Origin of the sequence: Kribbella shirazensis (assembly GCF_011761605.1) — a bacterium.
Lineage (GTDB): Bacteria > Actinomycetota > Actinomycetes > Propionibacteriales > Kribbellaceae > Kribbella > Kribbella shirazensis.
The window spans coordinates 1,237,606-1,254,907 of record NZ_JAASRO010000001.1 but is presented as its reverse complement, the minus strand read 5'-3'; the positions used below and the strand labels follow the sequence as shown (position 1 = coordinate 1,254,907).

General features: G+C 68.5%; 21 protein-coding genes. 6 read left to right on the top strand and 15 right to left on the bottom strand.

What is annotated here, in order from left to right; all coding sequences use genetic code 11:
• Positions 1–18 precede the first annotated feature (18 nt).
• Both BJY22_RS06115 and BJY22_RS06110 read left to right on the top strand, forming a co-directional pair.
• Complete coding sequence (locus BJY22_RS06115; RefSeq protein WP_167204270.1) at positions 19–441, top strand: MmcQ/YjbR family DNA-binding protein; 423 nt, start codon at positions 19–21, stop codon at positions 439–441.
• Between the two features lie 21 nt (positions 442–462).
• Positions 463–678, top strand: coding sequence for a hypothetical protein (locus BJY22_RS06110; protein ID WP_167204268.1), 216 nt, complete (start codon positions 463–465; stop codon positions 676–678).
• On the opposite strand, the gene BJY22_RS40975 is transcribed toward BJY22_RS06110, so the two are convergent.
• The 8 genes from BJY22_RS40975 to BJY22_RS06070 all read right to left on the bottom strand — a co-directional run bounded on the left by BJY22_RS40975 (position 660) and on the right by BJY22_RS06070 (position 7,253).
• On the bottom strand, positions 660–869 hold the full coding sequence (locus tag BJY22_RS40975) for a hypothetical protein (protein ID WP_202891011.1): 210 nt from the start codon (positions 867–869) through the stop codon (positions 660–662). The genes BJY22_RS06110 and BJY22_RS40975 overlap by 19 nt on opposite strands.
• A 229-nt stretch (positions 870–1,098) precedes the next feature.
• Positions 1,099–1,509: a prevent-host-death protein gene (locus BJY22_RS06100; protein ID WP_167204265.1), complete on the bottom strand. Its 411-nt coding sequence runs from the start codon at positions 1,507–1,509 to the stop codon at positions 1,099–1,101.
• 104 nt (positions 1,510–1,613) lie between these two features.
• Positions 1,614–2,561, bottom strand: a complete 948-nt coding sequence (locus BJY22_RS06095) for an LLM class F420-dependent oxidoreductase (protein ID WP_167204263.1) — start codon at positions 2,559–2,561, stop codon at positions 1,614–1,616.
• Positions 2,562–3,305 carry an SDR family oxidoreductase gene (locus BJY22_RS06090; RefSeq protein ID WP_167204261.1) on the bottom strand — a complete coding sequence of 248 codons (744 nt, stop codon included), beginning with the start codon at positions 3,303–3,305 and terminating at the stop codon, positions 2,562–2,564.
• Positions 3,306–3,313: 8 nt separating this feature from the next.
• The gene (locus BJY22_RS06085) at positions 3,314–3,967 is read right to left on the bottom strand and encodes a histidine phosphatase family protein (protein ID WP_167204242.1); all 654 of its coding nucleotides are present in this window, start codon (positions 3,965–3,967) and stop codon (positions 3,314–3,316) included.
• A 1-nt stretch (position 3,968) separates the two neighbouring features.
• The gene (locus BJY22_RS06080; RefSeq protein WP_337758263.1) at positions 3,969–5,018 is read right to left on the bottom strand and encodes a phosphotransferase family protein; all 1,050 of its coding nucleotides are present in this window, start codon (positions 5,016–5,018) and stop codon (positions 3,969–3,971) included.
• Positions 5,019–5,023: 5 nt separating this feature from the next.
• Positions 5,024–5,851 (bottom strand): SDR family NAD(P)-dependent oxidoreductase, encoded by an 828-nt coding sequence (locus tag BJY22_RS06075; RefSeq protein ID WP_167204238.1) that lies wholly within the window; start codon positions 5,849–5,851, stop codon positions 5,024–5,026.
• A gap of 172 nt (positions 5,852–6,023) precedes the next feature.
• A complete protein-coding gene (locus BJY22_RS06070) occupies positions 6,024–7,253 on the bottom strand; it encodes an acyl-CoA dehydrogenase family protein (RefSeq protein WP_167204236.1) in 1,230 nt (409 codons plus the stop codon).
• Positions 7,254–7,309: 56 nt separating this feature from the next.
• Between BJY22_RS06070 and BJY22_RS06065 the strand changes: the two genes are divergently transcribed.
• Positions 7,310–7,897 carry a TetR/AcrR family transcriptional regulator gene (locus BJY22_RS06065; RefSeq protein ID WP_238350296.1) on the top strand — a complete coding sequence of 196 codons (588 nt, stop codon included), beginning with the start codon at positions 7,310–7,312 and terminating at the stop codon, positions 7,895–7,897.
• A 3-nt stretch (positions 7,898–7,900) separates the two neighbouring features.
• On the opposite strand, the gene BJY22_RS06060 is transcribed toward BJY22_RS06065, so the two are convergent.
• Genes BJY22_RS06060 through BJY22_RS06045 form a run of 4 tightly spaced genes read right to left on the bottom strand, consistent with a single transcriptional unit; the run spans position 7,901 to position 11,702 of the window.
• Positions 7,901–8,293, bottom strand: coding sequence for a tautomerase (locus BJY22_RS06060; RefSeq protein ID WP_167204233.1), 393 nt, complete (start codon positions 8,291–8,293; stop codon positions 7,901–7,903).
• A 19-nt stretch (positions 8,294–8,312) separates the two neighbouring features.
• Entirely contained in the window at positions 8,313–9,623 is a 1,311-nt protein-coding gene (locus BJY22_RS06055) for an amidase (protein WP_167204231.1), read from the bottom strand.
• Entirely contained in the window at positions 9,620–10,801 is a 1,182-nt protein-coding gene (locus tag BJY22_RS06050) for a hypothetical protein (protein WP_167204229.1), read from the bottom strand. The genes BJY22_RS06055 and BJY22_RS06050 overlap by 4 nt, the downstream gene beginning before the upstream one ends.
• A gap of 4 nt (positions 10,802–10,805) precedes the next feature.
• On the bottom strand, positions 10,806–11,702 hold the full coding sequence (locus BJY22_RS06045; protein ID WP_167204227.1) for a nitrilase family protein: 897 nt from the start codon (positions 11,700–11,702) through the stop codon (positions 10,806–10,808).
• 119 nt (positions 11,703–11,821) lie between these two features.
• Here BJY22_RS06045 and BJY22_RS06040 point away from each other — a divergent pair, with 119 nt between their 5' ends.
• Entirely contained in the window at positions 11,822–12,271 is a 450-nt protein-coding gene (locus BJY22_RS06040) for a winged helix-turn-helix transcriptional regulator (protein WP_167204225.1), read from the top strand.
• Between the two features lie 82 nt (positions 12,272–12,353).
• Here BJY22_RS06040 and BJY22_RS06035 read toward each other — a convergent pair whose 3' ends face one another.
• Entirely contained in the window at positions 12,354–13,808 is a 1,455-nt protein-coding gene (locus tag BJY22_RS06035) for a M81 family metallopeptidase (protein ID WP_167204223.1), read from the bottom strand.
• A 173-nt stretch (positions 13,809–13,981) separates the two neighbouring features.
• Between BJY22_RS06035 and BJY22_RS06030 the strand changes: the two genes are divergently transcribed.
• On the top strand, positions 13,982–14,431 hold the full coding sequence (locus BJY22_RS06030) for a GNAT family N-acetyltransferase (protein WP_167204221.1): 450 nt from the start codon (positions 13,982–13,984) through the stop codon (positions 14,429–14,431).
• Here BJY22_RS06030 and BJY22_RS06025 read toward each other — a convergent pair.
• Positions 14,428–15,039 (bottom strand): YgjV family protein, encoded by a 612-nt coding sequence (locus tag BJY22_RS06025; protein ID WP_167204219.1) that lies wholly within the window; start codon positions 15,037–15,039, stop codon positions 14,428–14,430. The two genes, BJY22_RS06030 and BJY22_RS06025, sit on opposite strands and share 4 nt — an antisense overlap.
• A gap of 17 nt (positions 15,040–15,056) precedes the next feature.
• Between BJY22_RS06025 and BJY22_RS06020 the strand changes: the two genes are divergently transcribed.
• Positions 15,057–15,830, top strand: a complete 774-nt coding sequence (locus BJY22_RS06020; protein ID WP_167204217.1) for an aminotransferase class IV — start codon at positions 15,057–15,059, stop codon at positions 15,828–15,830.
• Here the strand turns inward: BJY22_RS06020 and BJY22_RS06015 are convergent.
• Positions 15,827–17,248 carry a CCA tRNA nucleotidyltransferase gene (locus BJY22_RS06015; protein ID WP_167217926.1) on the bottom strand — a complete coding sequence of 474 codons (1,422 nt, stop codon included), beginning with the start codon at positions 17,246–17,248 and terminating at the stop codon, positions 15,827–15,829. The two genes, BJY22_RS06020 and BJY22_RS06015, sit on opposite strands and share 4 nt — an antisense overlap.
• Between the last annotated feature and the right edge of the window lie 54 nt (positions 17,249–17,302).

Sequence of the window (17,302 nt, the reverse complement as noted above, 5' to 3'; positions counted from 1 at the left end):
CTGCCTACACTCGGGCTCATGGCCGCGAGGAAAGCCCGGGTGGCGGACGTGCACGAGATCGCGTCGGGGATGCCGCATGTCACCAAGTGGGAGCGTGACGACGGGACGGACCGGCCGGTGTACCAGGTCGGCGGGAAGTCGTTCGTGTTCTTCCGGACGCCGCGTCCGGACGCGGTGGATCCGGTCACCGGGGAGAAGTACGACGACGTGATCATGATCTGGGTCGAGTCCGAGGACGAGAAGCTCGCACTGGTCTCCGACGACGCGAACCCGTTCTTCACCACACCGCACTTCGACGGCCACCCCTCGGTCCTCGTCCGCGCGAGCCAACTCGGCGAACTCTCCCGTCAGGAGCTGGCCGAAATCATCCAGGACGCCTGGCTCTCCCGCGCCAGCAACCGCCGTGCCACTACCTGGCTCAAGGAACACCGCTTGAGCTGATCCCACTGCCACAATTCCCCCGTGAGCACCCGACCGCCCTACAACTCAGCCCCGAGCTACGGCCAGCCGCCCCGCAAGAGCCGAGCCGGCCTGATCATCACGCTCATCGTCGTCCTGGCGCTGATCTCCCTGACCGCCCTCGGCTTCCTCGCCTACCGCATCATCGACCACCAACGCACGTCCGACCCCGAACCAGGCAGCGCCGTCGGCGCGGCTTCCTATCGGCCGGTCGTATAGAAGTCGGCGAGTCGCTGCACAGCCTCGGCCTTCGTCATCGCACGTACGTCGGCTTCCGGGATGTGAGCCTCGGCCACAAGGGTCCTGACAACGCCGGCGGGAATCGCCTCAGTCGGAGTCTCCGGCGCCTGCCGATCCGGGAGCACCTTGTGCTCGACACACGCCCAGAACTCCTCGGCGGTGACATCCAACTGGTCGCGGAGGATGTGGGACCAGATGGAGGGCCCGTAGTCCGTGCGATCAACGGGGTGACTGATCCGCGTGTACAGGATGCGCCCGTCGGGCAGTGCCAGCTCGTAGTTGACGTGATGCGTACCTTGCCTGCCCGTCGCGCGCCGGCGTTCTGTCCATCCTTCAACAAGACAGAAGTTCTGGTGATCTGTCCGAGTCGCAGGTCGGCGTCGCTCACTCACGGGCACCTCAGGCCAGCAGCCAGTCGCGAAGCTGCTCGTCCGACGAGAGCGCGACGATCTGCACCAGACCCCAGTGCTCGGCGTGGTTGGGCGCCAGGCGTAGGTGGTCGGCCCATTCATCGGCGTACACACGGAGCGCGTCGACCATCTCTGCCGCTGCTTCGTCGAGCGTGGCCCCGTCCGCGGCAACCGGAAGCCCGGGAAGGATGATCGACCAACCGTCGTTCTCGGGGATCGCCTGCGCACCTGACGGCCGAACGCTGGTGAGGAAGTGCACCAGCCGGTCCGCGTCCACCGCCGCCACCCGGCGGGCATCCCGGGTGACAGTCGCGGGACGACCCTCATCAGCCGCGTCCAGAATGTCCTTGAAATGCTCACGCGCCTCTCGCGCGCTGCGGTACTCGACCTGCGAACTCATGCGATCCCCATCTCCGGATGTGTACACAGCGTACACGGTGGACACAACGGTCGCCACGTCCCCGGCTGTCCGTGCAGGTCGCGTCAGGGCGTCCTTTCGGCTGTTCAGTTGGGGGCGAGGGAGCGGGCGGTTTGTAGGAGGTCGGTGCCGGTGGGGAGGGTGGCGATGATGGGGGTGTCGAGGCCGTTCTGCACGTAGCGATTGATGTGGGACCGGCATTCGTCGGGGGTGCCGTGGACGATCAGGTCGTCGATGATCTCGAGGGGCACGGCGGCCATGGCGGCGTTGCGGTCGCCGGCGGACCAGGCGTCGCGCATCGGTTTCATCGCGTCGCCGCGGCCCAGCCAGTCGTGGAAGGCGGCGTACCCGGGGACTGTCAGGTACGTCGCGATCAGGTAGCGGCCGATGTTCCGCGCCATCTCCGCGTCCTCGGTGACGCACACGAAGATCCGCGCGGCGAGCTCCTTGCCCGGACCGAGCTCGGCGCGCACCCGGCGTACGTCGTCCGCGGACAACCAGTTCGTGATCGCGCCGTCCGCCTCCCGCGCGGCCAGCCGCAGCATCTGCGGACGCAGCGCAGCGACCATGATCGCGGGCGGTACGTCGGGCGCCTTCTCCAACCGGAAGCGGCTGATCGTGAAGCTGTCGAACTCCCCGTCAACCTTCTCCCCCGCGAACGCCTGCCGCAGGAATCGCAGCACGTCGCGCGTCCGCGCCAGCGGCGGGTCGTACGCGATCCCGTTCCACCCGGTCACGATCGTCTCCGACGACGCCCCGATCCCGAGCACGAACCGCCCCGGCGCGAGGTCCGCCAGCGCCGCTGCACTCATCGCGAGCGCAGCCGGCCCGCGCGTGTGCACGGGTACGACGGCCGTCCCCAGCCGCAACTGCGCATCCCACTCGGACGCGAGCACCAGCGGCGTGAACGCGTCCGCCCCGGCGACCTCGGCCGACCACAGGTCGGTGTAGCCCAAGCCGGCGAGCTCCTTGACCAACGACCGGTGATCCCGCAGCGGCACCCCGGTCAGCGGAACCGTCAGCCCCCAGCGCATTCAGATCATCCTCTTCAGCAACGGCAGCGGCGCGAGCCGCATCACCTGGGCGAGCGGCCACCACGGCCGCGCCGGTACGTACGCCTTCGCCTTCTCCGCCTCGATCGCCGCGACCATCGCGCGCACCCCCGGCTCGGTGTCGACGATGAACGGCGTGTGCGCGACCCGATCGTTCATCTCCGACCGGATGTACCCGGGGTAGATCGTGCTGACCTTGATCGGCTTGCCCAGCAGCTCCAGCCGCAGCCCTTCCCCGAGCGAGGCGAGCCCGGCCTTCGTCGCGGCGTACGTCGTGACCGTCTTCGGGAACCCGCGCAGCGCGGAGATCGACGAGATCAGCACGAGATGGCCGGCGTTCCGGGCCCGGAACAGCTCGAGCGCTGCCTCGACCTGGGCGAGCGCGCCGACGAAGTTGGTGAGCGCGGTGTCGCGGTTCGCGTCGAACCGCCCGGTACCGAGCGGGGCGCCCTTGCCCTGCCCGGCGTTCACGACGATCCGGTCCAGCGGCAGCTCGGCGTCGATCGTCCGGAACACCTCGAACACCTGGTCGTGATCGTTCACATCCAGGCTGTGGATAACTACCGTGATCTGTGGATAACTTGCGGTCAGCTCGTCCCGGAGCGCCTCCAGCCGTTCGGTACGCCGCGCGGTCAGCGCCAGGTCGTGGCCCTTGGCCGCGAACTGCCGGGCCATCTCCGCACCCAGCCCGGAACTGGCACCGGTGATCAGGATGTTCCGTCGCATCGGATGTCCTATCTGTACGTGAGCAGGTCGGCGCCGAGGTGGACGTGCTCGTTGTAGCTGACCACAGTCAGCCCGCCGCGCCCGGATACGACCTTGGTGATCGCGGTGTTGATCGTCACCGGGTTCAGCTTCGCCCACAGCCCGTCGCCGCCGGACAGCAGCCGGCTCACCACAGCCGCGATCGGCCCGCCGGACGTGAAGACGAGCGCCGTCTCGCCCTTCCCGAGTCGCCCGGCGGTACGCCGTACCGCTGCCTCGGACCGCTCGCAGAACGCCGGGAACGTCTCGGTGTACCCGTCACCACCGTCGATCCACCGCTGCGTCGCCGCGCTGAACATCTCCTGGAACGCGCGCCTCGGACGACCGCCCCGCGCGAGGTCGGCGACCATCACCGCGTGCCGCTTGTACGCCGGTTTGTGCGCGACGATCACCTCCTGGTGATCGAACTCGTCGTACCCCGGATCCACCTCCGCCGCGAAGCCCGCCAGCGATGCCGTCTGCTGGTGCCGGCGCATCGACCCGGACAGCACGATGGCCGGCTTCACGTCCGCGAGCGCCTCGCCGAGCCTGACTGCCTGTCGTTCGCCCAGTGCGGACAGCTTGTCGTAGTCACGCGCACCGAACGACGCCTGCGCGTGCCGGATCAGGTAGACGACGGCCACTTCACGCCTGCCGGATGATCTTGCGGCAGCGTCGCTCGAGCAGATTGACGGGGAGCCAGAAGTTCTTGAACCGCGGGTTCCGGGTCTGCTTGTGGTGGTAGCGGTAGTAGATCTGCTGCGCGATCACCGCCAGCCGGAACAGCCCGAACACCTCGTAGAACGCCCAGTTGTCCACCGCGATCCCCGACTGCTTCACGTAGTACTGCACGATCTCGTCCCGGGTGATCATGCCCGGCACGTCCGACGGCTGCAGCCTGAACCGGCGGAACGCCCAGTCGTCGTCGGCCTGCACCCAGTACGCCAGCGCGCCGCCGAGATCCATCAGCGGATCGCCGAGCGTGGCCAGCTCCCAGTCGAGTACGCCGACCACGCGCAGCGGATCGTCCGGCGCCAGGACGACGTTGTCGAGCCGGAAGTCGTTGTGGACAACGCAGGTACGGACATCGGCCGGCTGGTTCGCGGCGAGCCAGGACATGACGCGCTCGTAGCTCGGCACGTTCCAGGTCTTCGCTTTTCGGTAGCGCTCGGACCAGCCGGTGACCTGGCGTTCGACGTACCCCGCGCCGCGACCGAGGTCCGACAGGCCTGCCCTTTCGGGGTCGACGACGTGCAGTTCGGTCAGTGTGTCGATCAGCGTGAAGCCGAGCCGGCGGGTCTGTGCCGGGGTGAGGTCGACGCCGAGGTGGTGATGGCCTGGGATGGTGCCGACGACTCGCTCCATCACATAGAACTCGGAGCCGATCACCGACTCGTCGTTGCAGTGAGCAACCATTTCCGGCACGTAGCGGAAGACGGGTTTCAAGGCTTTCTGGATGCGGAACTCGCGGCCCATGTCGTGGGCGCTCTTCGCCTTCGTGCCCGCGGGCGGGCGGCGCAGGATGAGGTCGCGGTCCGGATAGCTCAACAGATAGGTCAGGTTGGACGCGCCGCCGGAGAACTGCTTCACCTCCGGCAACCCGGCTGGTACGTCGGTCCGCTGCCGCAGCCACGCATCAACAGCCGGTACGTCGAACGCGTCCTCGTCCCGCACCGGCCTGGCACCGTCCGGCACGCCTGTCACCGCCCGTCCGGCGAACGTGTCTCCGCCCCAGCGGCTCTCGCCGCACCGCTCGCTCGCTCGGCCTTTTCGTGGGCGCGGGCGGCGATCCTGCGCATCTGGCGGTCGTACAGTGGCCGCGCGAGCCGCTTGGTCCAGTACGCGGCCCGCGTCGGCCGGTCCGGGATGATCAGGTGCTGCTTCTTGTTGATTCCGGCAACGACCGCGGCCGCGATGTCGTCCGCGGTCCGTGGCGACTTCTCGATCAGCTGCCGCGCGGTCGCCCCCATCGCCCTGTCCGCGCCGCGGATCGAGTCGGCGAGATTCGTCCGGAAGAACGACGGACACACCACCGACACGTTCACGCCGTACGGACCGAGCTCGTGCGACAACGTCTCGGACAGCGCGACCACGCCGGCCTTCACCGTGTTGTACGAACTCATCATCGGCGGATGAACCAGCCCGGCCGCCGACGCGGTGTTCACGATGTACCCGGCACGCTGCCGCTTGAACAACGGCACGAACGCGCGACACCCCCGGACCACGCCCATCAGGTTGATGTCGACGACCCGGTCCCACTCGTCCAGCGTCTCGACCTCGATCCGCCCGCCGGTCGCGATCCCCGCGTTGTTCACCAGGATGTCCAGGCCACCCCAGGTCTCCTCGCACCACGCGACGGCCGCGTCCCAGTCCTCCGGGCTCCGGACGTCGAGCTTCCGGTACGCCGTACCGCCCGGACCGTCCTCGGACACGTCGGTGCCGAGCACTTGGTGGCCGTCGGCAACGAAGCGGGCGACGAGGGCCGCGCCCAGCCCGCTCGCGGCACCGGTGACGAGGACACGACTCACTTGGCCTCCTGAGCAGTCGTGGGCGTGGCTGATGGTCCCACGCCGTAGCGAGCAGGTGCTCGGCGCGGTAGCTCGGCGTGCGGGAGCGAAGGACTCGATGCGGATCCATCGTGGCCTTTGCTCCCGTGCGGCGAGGTGCCGTGCCGAGTGCCGCGCAGTAGGCGTGGGACCATCAGGCACGCCCCAGGTACGACGCGAGCTCGATCCTCGCGATCACCCCACGATGCACCTCGTCGGGCCCGTCGGCCAGCCGCAACGCCCGGGCGCTCGTCCATGCGGCCGCGAGCGGGAAGTCGTCGGACAGCCCACCACCGCCGTGCAACTGGATCGCCATGTCGATCACGTCCTGCGCCATCCGCGGTACCGCGACCTTGATCTGGCTCACCTCGCTCAACGCACCCGCGAGCCCTTGGGTGTCGAGCAGGTACGCCGTCTGCAGCACGAGCAACCGCGCCTGGTTGATCGCGATCCGCGCGTCGGCGATCCGCTCGCGGTTGCCGCCGAGGTTGACCAGCGGCTTGCCGAACGCGGTCCGGCTGGTGCCGCGCTGCAGGGCGAGCTCGAGCGCCTTCTCCGCCAGGCCGATCAGCCGCATGCAGTGGTGCACTCGTCCCGGGCCGAGACGGCCCTGGGCGATCTCGAACGCCTTGCCCGGTCCGACCAGGATGTTCGCGGCCGGCACGCGGACCTCGGTGAACGAGACCTCGCCGTGGCCGTGCGGTTCGTCGTACCTGCTCATCGTGGGTAGCAGCCGCTCGACCTTGACACCGGGGGTGTCGCGCGGGACGAGGACCATGGTGTGACGTGCGTACCGGTGCGCGTCCGGCTCGGTGAGGCCCATGAAGATGAGGAGCTCGCAGTCCGGGTGGCCGACACCGGTGCTCCACCACTTCCGGCCGTTGAGCACGACCTCGTCGCCGTCGACGACCGCCGTCGCCTGCATGTTCGTGGCGTCCGAGGACGCGACGTCGGGCTCGGTCATGCAGAACGCGGAGCGGATCGTCCCGTCCAGCAGCGGCTCCAGCCAGCGCTTCTTCTGCTCGTCGTTGCCGTAGCGGAGCAGGACCTCCATGTTCCCGGTGTCCGGCGCGTTGCAGTTGAAGATGTACGGCGCGATGAACGAGCGTCCCGTCAGCTCGGCGATCGGGGCGTAGTCGAGGTTGCTGAGCCCCTCGCCGTACTGCTCGTTGCCGGGCTCCGCGGGCGGGAGGAACAGGTTCCACAGGCCTGCTTCACGGGCCTTCGCCTGCAGATCCTTGATCAGCGGTTGCGGTTGCCACGGGTCGCCGGCGGTGCGGATCGCCTCGTGCAGGTCCGCCTCGACCGGCTCGATCTCGCTGCGCAGGAAGGCATCGACGCGCGCGATCAGATCCTGAGCCCGGGCCGTTGGTTCGAACCCCATCAAGACTCCTCTCCTCGGCTTGACCGTAGCTCAGCGTCTAAGCAATGCTCAATAGCATGGATCACCGACTGACAGCGGACGACCGCAAGAAGCAACTGGTCCGAATCGGTCTGATGATGCTGCGCGACAAGCCGATCCACGAGCTGTCGATCGACGCGATCGCGAGCGAGGCAGGGATCTCGCGCGGTCTGCTGTTCCACTACTTCCCGAGCAAGCGTGACTACTACGTCGCCGTGATCTCCGCGGCCGGCCGCCGCCTGCTCCGCGTCACCAAGCCGGACGAGTCGCTGGCGCCAGACCAGCAGCTCCGCGAGATGCTGGTCCAGTTCGTCGCGTTCATCGCGCGCCGGCGTACCGCCTATATCTCCTTCGTCCGCGGCGCGGCCGGCGGTGACGACTTCGCCGTCGAGGTGTACGACGAAACCCGCGCCCGCCTGACCGAGCGCGTCCTCACGTACGTCGGCACACCCGAGGTCGCCGACGAGCCGGAGTCCCGCGACTACCTCCGCGTCCACGCGTGGCTCTCGTACACGGAAGACCTCGCCATCGAATGGTCCGCCCTCCCCGAGGACGCCCGCCCCTACACCCCCGACACCCTCGTAGACCACACCATCGAAGCCCTCCACCTCCTCCGCAAGCTGTAAGCCCTAGCGTTCGTCGGCTGACCAGTTTTTGTTGAAGCCGTTGAGGTGGGGGTGGTACATCTCGTTGCCGTCGTGTTGGGTGAACTCGACTTTCAGCCACAGGGCGTCGAGGTTGAAGGTGTCGACGCAGGCGTCGATCAGTGCTTGGGCCAGTCGGGCTCTTGTCTCGGTGGGGCGGCCGGTGCGGATGTCGCACATGATCAGGCCCGAGGGTGTCGGGGGGCCGGACTCGTGGCAGCGCCACACGGCGCCGGGGCCGAGGGCGTGGACGGACACCGTGAGCAGATCCATGCCGACCTGCATGATCTCCCCGTAGATGCGTCCGATGCGTTCCGCGAACGCACGTTTGGTCGCTTCGTCCGCGGTCAGCGGCAGGTCGACCTGGATCGAGGGCATGTCGTTCCTTTCGTTGTGGTCAAGACGTTTCGAGCTGCCGGGCGGCAGCGAAAAGCAGCCCCTCCTGGCCGGGAGCGGTGACGAGCTGCACGCCGACCGGCAGCCCGCCGAGGCGGCCCGCGGGAACGCTGAGCGCCGGCGACCCGGTCAGGTTCCACGGACTGGTCAGGGACAACAGCGCCGCCCGCACCTCCAGGTCGGCACCGTCCACCCGGACACTGCGCTCACCCACGAGCGGCGCCACGATCGGTACGGCGGGCAGGGCGAGTACGTCGTACGCCGACAACAACTCGTCCACCACGACCTGGAACTCGTGACGTGCCGCATCCGCCGAGGCGTAGTCGCGATCGGTGATCTCCCGCCCCGTGCGGAGCCGGGCAAGCACCTCCGGATCGATGAGCCCGGCGTCGGTCTCGAGGTGGTCCTCGTGAACGCGGAACGCCTCGCGCCCCTGCAGCGTCGAGAAGATCTCGAACAGACTCTCGTTCCGCTCCCACTTCGGAAATCCGTCGATGACGTCGACACCGAAGCCCGCGCGAAGAACCAACTGCCGCGTCAACCCGACGACGCGCGGATCGGTTACAGCGATGGACTCCGGCGGAATCCATCCGACCGTGAGACCGTCGACCGAAACCGGTTCGACCGAACGGTCGGCCAGAGCCTGGTAACCGGCCAGCGCATCCTCGGTCGTCGCGGCGAACAGCCCGACGTGATCCAGCGTCGGCGCCAGCGAATACACCCCCGCACTGGGGATCGCGTCGTACGCCGGTTTGAGTCCGACGACACCGCACAACGCGGCCGGCACGCGGACGGAACCGGCGGTGTCCGTGCCCAACGCGAGCGACACCATCCCAGCGGCCACGGCGACCGCGCTACCACCGCTGCTGCCACCGGACATCCGGCGCGGATCACTGGGGTTGCGTGAGGCACCATGGGCAGACCGATCACCCGTGGCGCCGTACGCGAACTCGTGCAGCGTCGTCTTACCGATGATCACAGCACCCGCGGCGCGCAACCGCCGTACGACCTCGGCGTCCTCGGTCGCAGTCGCGCCGAAGGAGGTGGCCGACCCGCAACTGGTGGGCAGGCCGGCGATGTCGATCAGGTCCTTCACTGCCACGGGGATGCCGTGCAGCGGACCGAGGTCGACCCCTGCGGCGAACAGTTCGTCGGCCTCCCGGGCCGCTGCGCGAGCGCCCTCGTCGTCGATGAGCGTGAACGCGTTCAGGGTCGGGTTCAGCTCGTGGGTACGGCGCAGCGCGGCGTCGACGACCTCGGTCACCGAGGTCTCCCCGCTGCGTAGCGCGCGGGCAAGTCCAGTAGCAGTCATGTCGTGAATCCAGGGACGAGTCGGAGCGCCGGCACGACGAGCGCCGTACACAGGCTCATCGATGCGACGTTGCCGACGAAGGGATGGAAGGTCTTCGGCAGCCGCGCCGCGATCGCGGCCGCCACCGGCGGGGCGATCAAGGCACCGGCCAGCGCACCAGCCAGGATCGACTGGATGGTCCCGCCGAACGCGAGGACCGTGGCCGGCGCCACCGACACGACCGGGACGAACGTCGGGTAGAACCCGTGCATCCGCCAGCGCTTCCGCCAGATGAGTACGCCCGCGACCGCAGTGATCACCTGGCTCGCGAGTACCGCGGAGAACAGGCCGGAGCCGTACGACGTACTCGACGAGCTGATCACGTGCGCGACGACTGCACCGGCGAGCAGTGTCGCGCTGGCCCATTCGTTGCCGAAGAACTGTGCCTCGGAGAAGTCCGCCAAGGCGCGACGCGGTACCCACAACAATGAGTCCTGGCGACCGGCCACCGCTCGTGGCTCGGAATGCTCCTGCTCACGCCAGGCTCCGGCCGGTGGTATCCAGCCGAACCGGCCGCAGATCCAGAACGCCACCGCCGCGCCGAGCCACATGCCGGTGGTAGCTCCGACGACGGGCGGAAGATCCAGCGGTCGGCAGACGTACTCGACAGCGAGGATCGAAGCCGGCGGAGTCAGGACGGCCCCGAGGACGGCCGCCAACAGCGCGATCCGCCAACCCGGTCCGTAGAGCACGACGACCGCCGGCGCCACCGAGACCAGAGGGACGAACAGCGGCTGCCAGCTCCCCGGCACCAGGGTCCAGCCCCAGATGACGTTGCCGAGCAGCAGACTGGCCAGTGCGCTCCCGGCGGCCCACGGCCACAGTCCCGAGCCGCAGGCTTGGACGAAACCTTGGTACCGCCAGGACATCCGGTACGCGACATGACCCACCAGGCCGCCGATCAGCAACAGCGCACCGGCCGGGGCAACGGCGTAGTACTGCGGCTCGCTGATCGATCCCACCAGCCAGGACGCGAGCCGGCCGAGCTCGGTGTAGTCGCCGTCCCAGGGCTGCCCGCCGCGGGCGAGCCACGCGAACGTCCATCCGGCGAGCGCCAGGAGCGCGACGAAGACCGTTCCGGCACCGACAGCGGCTCGTCGCGAGCCGGCGAGACCCGTCGTACCTCGGACTGTGGTCATGAGGTCACCTCGGGAGCGGAGCGCGGTCGCGGTACCCCAGCATCTGGTCGTACAGGTCGGTACGACGGTCGCGGTGCAGATCGTTGAGCTGGTTCCAGATCGGCGCCGTGCGCGCCGCGGTCACGTCGACGTCCGCGTAGATGATCGTGTCCTCGTCCGGGCCGGCGATCCGGTCGATCGGCCAGCCGTTCGTCCCCGCGATCAGCGAGTTGCCCATGAAGCCGGCGCCGCGCTCCTGACCGATCCGGTCCGCGGTCGCGATGAAGACGTTGTTCGCGTGCGCGGCCGTCATCGTCAGGTACGCCGCCATACAGACACCGCTCGCGTCGTACAGCGGCGGCGGGGTCCAGACCCAGCCGGTGGGGATGCAGATGATGTCGGCCCCCAGCTGCGCCACGATCCGCGCCGTCTCGGGGAACCAGATGTCCCAGCAGACCAGCAGCCCGATCCGGCCGATCTTGGTGTCGTACACCGAGAATCCTTCGTTACCGGGCGTGAACCACAGCTTCTCGGTGTTCCACAGGTGCGTCTTGCGGTACCGGCCGATGAAGCCTTCGGGTCCGACCAGTACGGCGGTGTCGTAGAGCGTCACGCCGTCGCGCTCGGCGACGCAGCCGACGATGTACACGTTCCGCTCGGCCGCGATCCGCGCGAACGACTCGACGGTGGGACCGTCCGGAACGGCCTCCGCGTGGGCGTACGCCTCCTCGCGGGTCTCGAACACGTACCCGGTGGTCGCCAGCTCCGGGAGCACGATGAGCCCCGCTCCCGCATCCGCTGCCGCCGTCAGCCGCTGCTCGACCGCCAGCGCGTTCGCCTTCAGGTTCTCGACGCCCACGCGTGGCTCGAACTGCACGACTGCCACCCGGACCGGGCTCACCCGCGAATCTGCCTCTGTCATGACGCTCACCTCTCACCGAATCTGGTTTCAACTTGAAACCGCCTGGCCGTGAGCGTAGAGGAGCTGGTTTATACTTGCAACCAGTTGTCGAGAATTGGGTGCACGAGGAGAGGACGCGGATGCCGCAGCGCGTGACGCACGAGGGAGCCGAATGCCCGGTCGCGCGGGCGGTGGACGTCATCGGCGACCGGTGGTCGCTGCTCATCGTCCGGGACGCCTTCGACGGCATCACCCGGTTCAGCGAGTTCCAGCGGAACCTGGGCCTGGCGAAGAACATCCTGTCGTCGCGGCTGCGGGAGCTCGTCGCGCAGGGAATCCTCGAGATCGTCCCCGGAGCCGACGGAAGCGCCTACCACGAGTACGCGCTGACCCAGAAGGGCCGCGATCTCTTCGTCATCCTGGTCAGCCTGCGCCAATGGGGCGAGGACCACCTGTTCGAGGAATCCGAACCGCACTCGGTCCTCCTCGACACCCAGCACAACCGCCCGCTCCGCAAACTCGAGCCCACCGACGCGACCGGCCGCGTCCTGGACCCGTCAGAGGCGTTCGTCCAGAAGGTCTCCAGCTGAGCCGGATTGCGACAAGCCGCGGGGTCCGGAGACAAGCCGTCACTTGTCTCCGGACCCCGCGAGGTGTCTCAGGTGGCGCGCCCTACGGCAGGAGTTCGGGCGTCAGGTCGGGCGCGGCCATGTCGGGGTCGAAGGGGAACAGGGGGCGGAGTACGCCGTGGTGGCCCAGGCGGAGGAGGTCTTGGTCCACGCCTCCGGGCGTGAGGGCCAGCAACCAGTCGGCCGCGAGGTTGTAGAGCTCGGGCTCCAGGTAGCCGATCTTGACGATGACCAGGTCGGTCGCGGCGGGGTCCAGGCCCAGGAGGGTGAAGTCGGCGAGGTGGTGGTACGGCTTGCGGCGGCTGGTGAGGATCGAGTGCAGTCCGCCTGCCTTGACCACCGCGACGGTGCCGCCGACGGGGTCCTCGGAGATGGAGAAGACGGTGCCGGAGAGCGGAACGGGACCGGCCGGGCCGGGGTCGACCTTGCCGCCGGCGGTCACCTCGACAGGGTTCCCGACGCCGGCCGCGACACAGGCGGCGACGGCCTCCGGGTCAGTGATGCTGGCATGGATCGCGGTCGCCTTGCCGGAGGCCAACTCCTCCACTGACAGCAGCTGGCCGAGTGTCCACGACACGTCGCCGGCGCCGCCCGCGGTCGGGTTGTCGCCGGAGTCGCTGATCAGGAACGGCCGCGCATCGCTGGCCAGACCGGCCGCGACACACTCCGCCAACGTCCCCGTCGGTGCCACAAACTCGAACCCGTCTCGCGCATCCCAGTACGCCTGAGCCAACTCAGTGGCCCGCGCTGTGATCAGCTCGGCGTCGTCGCCGGTCACCACCACGGCCGCACGGCATCGCGGCTCGTCGGCCCACGCGTACCCGACCCAGACCGCCGCATCCAGTACACCGGGCTCGTCCGCGACCTCGCCCACGCGCCGGTAGATCGACTTCGCCGGCGCCAGCCGCGTCGACGTCTTCTCACCCGGCAGCAACACCGGCACCTGAACCCACGCCTTCCCCGGCTTCCCCAGCCCGGACCGCAGCCGTTCGACCAGGTTCCGCAGTGCGCGCTCGCGGCTCTCCATCGCATCCTCGTGCGGAGCCATCCGGTAGCAGGTGATCAGATCGACCGCCGTACCGAGCTCACGGGAGACATTGCCGTGCAGATCCATCGACGCCGACACGAGGACGTCGGGACCCAGCACATCCCGGATCCGCGTCGCCAGATCGGCCTCCGCGTCCTGCCGTCCGACCACGCTCATCGCGCCGTGGATGTCGAAGAACAGCCCGTCGAGCTGCCCGGCGTCCTCGAGACGGGTGATGATCTCCGCCGACAACTCGTCGTACACCTCCGGCAGCACCGCACCACCGGGCAGCGACCGCGCGTGCAGCAGCGGGACCCACTCGATGCCCTGCGCCCAGTCCTTGCCGAGGAAGTCGTACCGCTCCAGCAGGTGGTCACCCCGCCGTACGTCGAAATCCGCCAACCCGGCGCGGTGCGGCGAGAACGTGCTGGACTCGATAGCAATCCCGGCAATGCCGATCCGAAGGTTCATGCCCAAAACCTGCCACAACTGCGCCGTTTCGCGCACGCCCTAACTCCCCATGTGGACAGCTGGTGGAGTCTGGCGGACGTACGGATCTACCGCTGAGCTCCTCACGCCCACGCCGGACCACGGAGAGGAATCGGAAACAGGAGCGTCATGCCGTCTTGCTACCGTCCGGCGGCATGGTGATCGAGGGAGTCGAACTGCGACAGGCGCCGCCGACCGACCCGGACGTACTCGCCCTCACGACGGCACAGCAGACCGAGTTGGCCGCGACGTACGGCGAGGACCAGCCGCTCGTCGCCCTCCATCCCGACATCACGTTCACCGTCCTGACGCTCGACGGAACACCGGTCGGCTGCGTCGGCCTGCAGCCGGTCGGACCCGGACTCGGCGAGATCAAACGAATGTACGTCGCCCCGCCCGCCCGCGGCTGGGGCCTGTCCCGCATCCTGCTGGAGGCCGTCGAGGGTCAGGCCCGCGCCACCGGCCTGACCCGCCTCCGCCTGGAAACCGGCACCAAACAAGTCGAGGCCATCGCCCTCTACACGAACCACGGCTACCTCCCGACTCCGCCGTACCCGCCGTTCGAAAACGAAGTCGCGTCCCTCTGCTACGCGAAGGCTCTCTAGAGGTTCAGCACGAGGTGCTCGCCCTCGCGGTGGAAGCCGAGGTTCTTCAGGTACGGCGTGGAGTCGCGCATGCGGGGTGGGGCGATGACCTGGCGGAATCCGTGCTCGATGAACACCTCGCTGCGGCGGTACACGAACTCGCCCGGTGTGAAGTCGCGGTATTTCGGGACCACGTAGTCGAGATCGATCTGGGCGCGGCCGGAGCCGGCGTCGTGGGCGAGGACCACGCCGACAGTGCGGTCGCCGTGCTGGACCAGGAAGGCGTACGGGCTCGTCCCGGGTGTGAAGCCGGGGTTGAACCGGCTGATGTCCTTCTGGTGCTGCTCGAGGACGAAGCCGAGGTACGCGTCGGTCTCGTTCACCTGGAGGACCTGGTACTCCGCCTCGTCGTGCCGGTGCCGGAGCAGGCGCCAGAGGTGTACGACGTTGATGACCGCGAGGACCGCGTTCATGCCGACCATCGGCCAGACGCCGACCACCGCGTTGAACCCGACCAGGATCACGCAGCCGATCAGGTTCAGGATCCGTAGCCGCAGGATCCGCGTCTGCAGCAACGACCACACGACGAGCGCGGATCCGCCCCACCCGATGATGCTCCATACGTCCACACCGCGAGACTAGGGCCGTGAGTGATCTCTTGCTGCTGAACGGCGCACCCGCATCGGCGCTCGATCCGGCGACGCTGCGTGCGGCGTCGTACGGCCACTTCACCTCGATGCAGGTCCGCGACGGGTGCGTCGACGGGCTGGACCTGCACTTCGCCCGCCTCGATCGCAGTACGCGGGAGGTCTTCGGTCAGCCGCTGCCCGCGGACCGCGTGCGCGCCGACCTCCGCGCCGCAGTCCGGCACGTGGACTCCGGCGATCTCTCGATCCGGGTCAACGTCTTCGCCACCACCGACCTCAATCTGCTGGTGCACGTGGGTCCGCCGGTCGCACCCAGCACCCAACTGCCCCGCCTGCTCGCGGTCCAGCACGAGCGCGCCGTCCCCCACCTCAAACACACCGGCACCTTCGACCTCATCTATTACGGACGCCAGGCCCAGCAATCCGGCTACGACAGCGCCGTCTTCCACACCGCGTCCGGCGAGATCTCCGAGGCAACCATCTGGAACATCTGCTTCGCCCGCGGCTCACAGATCGTCTTCCCGGCGGCGCGCGTCCTACCCGGCACCCGCCAGCAGGTCCTCCAACGCGGCCTCGGCACCTACGACGCGATCCCGGTCCGGCTCACCGATCTCCCGACGTACGACGCGGCGTACCTCACCAACTCCGTCGACGCCGCCCTACCGGTCGCGTCGATCACGCTCGACGGGAGCACCGTCGATTACGCACCGCACGACGAGTCCGTCGAGGTGATCGCGAAGGCTTACGCCACCCAGCCGCCGCAACCGGTCTAGGAACGCTCGGACCACCAGGTGAGGAGCTTCTCGCGAGCTCGGTCCTCGCCGAGGGGGCCTTCGTCGAGGCGGACGTTCATCAGGAACTTGTAGGCCTCGCCGACGTCGCGGCCCGGAGGGATGCCGAGAATCTCCATGATCTGGTTGCCGTCGAGGTCGGGGCGGAGGGCGTCGAGTTCCTCCTGCTCCTGCAGCCGCTCGATCCGGGCTTCCAGGTCGTCGTACGCCGCGCGCAGCGCCTCCGCCTTGCGCCGGTTCCGGGTGGTGCAGTCGGCGCGGGTCAGCACATGCAGCCGCTCGAGTTGGTCGCCGGCGTCGCGGACATAGCGCCGTACGGCGGAATCGGTCCACTCACCGTCGCCGTACCCGTGGAAGCGCAGGTGCAGCTCGATCAGCTTGCTGACCTGCTCGATCTGCTCGTTGCTGAACCGCAGCGCCTTCATCCGCTTCCGGGCCAGCTTCGCCCCGACCACGTCGTGGTGGTGGAACGTCACCTTGCCGCCGTCCTCGTTCCGCTTGGTCTTCGGTTTGCCGATGTCGTGGATCAGTGCGGCGAACCGAACGACGAAATCAGGCGTCGGAACAGAGAGACGGGACTCCAGATCGATGGCCTGATCGAGGACGGTGAGCGAATGCTGGTAGACGTCCTTGTGCCGGTGGTGCTCGTCGACCTGCAACCGGAGCGCCGGCAGCTCGGGCAGCACGTGCTCGGCCAGCCCGGTGGACACCAGCAGGTCGAGCCCGATCCGCGGCTGGTCGGAGCAGATCAGCTTCTCCAGCTCGTCGCGGACCCGCTCGGCCGACACGATCGTGATCCGGTCGGCCATCGCGGTCATCGCCGCCACCACGGCCGGGTCCGGTGCGAACCCGAGCTGCGCCGCGAACCGTGCCGCCCGCATCATCCGCAGCGGGTCGTCGGAGAACGAGTCCTCGGGCGTCCCCGGCGTCCGGATCCGGCGGTGCGCGACGTCCTCGAGGCCGCCGTACGGGTCGACGAACTGCCGCGACGGCAGCCGGACCGCCATCGCGTTCATCGCGAAGTCCCGGCGGGCCAGGTCGCCCTCGAGGCTGTCGCCGTACGCGACCTCCGGTTTGCGCGAGGTGGGATCGTAGGTCTCCGACCTGTAGGTCGTGATCTCCAGGACCCACTCACCTTTACGACAACCGATGGTGCCGAAGGCCTTACCGATGTCCCAGACGTGGTCCGCCCAGCCGGACAGCAACCGCTCGATCACGTCCGGGTGCGCTGACGTGGTGAAGTCCAGATCCTTGCTCCCGCGGCCGAGCAGAATGTCCCGGACGGGACCGCCGACCAGGGCGATCTCATGGTCCGCGTCGGCGAACCGGGCGCCCAGTTCGTCCACCACCGGAGCGAGTTGCAGCAGCGCCTGGACGGCTCTGCGTTGCACGGCGGACAACGATCCGGCGGAGGCTGACTGGTCGGCAAAGGGTGACACGGGGAACTAGGTTAC

What these genes read in the sequence shown, in the direction of transcription:
- BJY22_RS06090 (WP_167204261.1), bottom strand. Translation starts at nt 3,305, where the DNA reads ATGCGACGGAACATCCTGATCACCGGTGCCAGTTCCGGGCTGGGTGCG.
- BJY22_RS06095 (WP_167204263.1), bottom strand. Translation starts at nt 2,561, where the DNA reads ATGCGCTGGGGGCTGACGGTTCCGCTGACCGGGGTGCCGCTGCGGGAT.
- BJY22_RS06045 (WP_167204227.1), bottom strand. Translation starts at nt 11,702, where the DNA reads ATGACAGAGGCAGATTCGCGGGTGAGCCCGGTCCGGGTGGCAGTCGTG.
- BJY22_RS06050 (WP_167204229.1), bottom strand. Translation starts at nt 10,801, where the DNA reads ATGACCACAGTCCGAGGTACGACGGGTCTCGCCGGCTCGCGACGAGCC.
- BJY22_RS06065 (WP_238350296.1), top strand. Translation starts at nt 7,310, where the DNA reads ATGGATCACCGACTGACAGCGGACGACCGCAAGAAGCAACTGGTCCGA.
- BJY22_RS06115 (WP_167204270.1), top strand. Translation starts at nt 19, where the DNA reads ATGGCCGCGAGGAAAGCCCGGGTGGCGGACGTGCACGAGATCGCGTCG.
- BJY22_RS06030 (WP_167204221.1), top strand. Translation starts at nt 13,982, where the DNA reads ATGGTGATCGAGGGAGTCGAACTGCGACAGGCGCCGCCGACCGACCCG.
- BJY22_RS06055 (WP_167204231.1), bottom strand. Translation starts at nt 9,623, where the DNA reads ATGACTGCTACTGGACTTGCCCGCGCGCTACGCAGCGGGGAGACCTCG.
- BJY22_RS06060 (WP_167204233.1), bottom strand. Translation starts at nt 8,293, where the DNA reads ATGCCCTCGATCCAGGTCGACCTGCCGCTGACCGCGGACGAAGCGACC.
- BJY22_RS06070 (WP_167204236.1), bottom strand. Translation starts at nt 7,253, where the DNA reads ATGGGGTTCGAACCAACGGCCCGGGCTCAGGATCTGATCGCGCGCGTC.
- BJY22_RS06100 (WP_167204265.1), bottom strand. Translation starts at nt 1,509, where the DNA reads ATGAGTTCGCAGGTCGAGTACCGCAGCGCGCGAGAGGCGCGTGAGCAT.
- BJY22_RS06040 (WP_167204225.1), top strand. Translation starts at nt 11,822, where the DNA reads ATGCCGCAGCGCGTGACGCACGAGGGAGCCGAATGCCCGGTCGCGCGG.
- BJY22_RS06035 (WP_167204223.1), bottom strand. Translation starts at nt 13,808, where the DNA reads ATGAACCTTCGGATCGGCATTGCCGGGATTGCTATCGAGTCCAGCACG.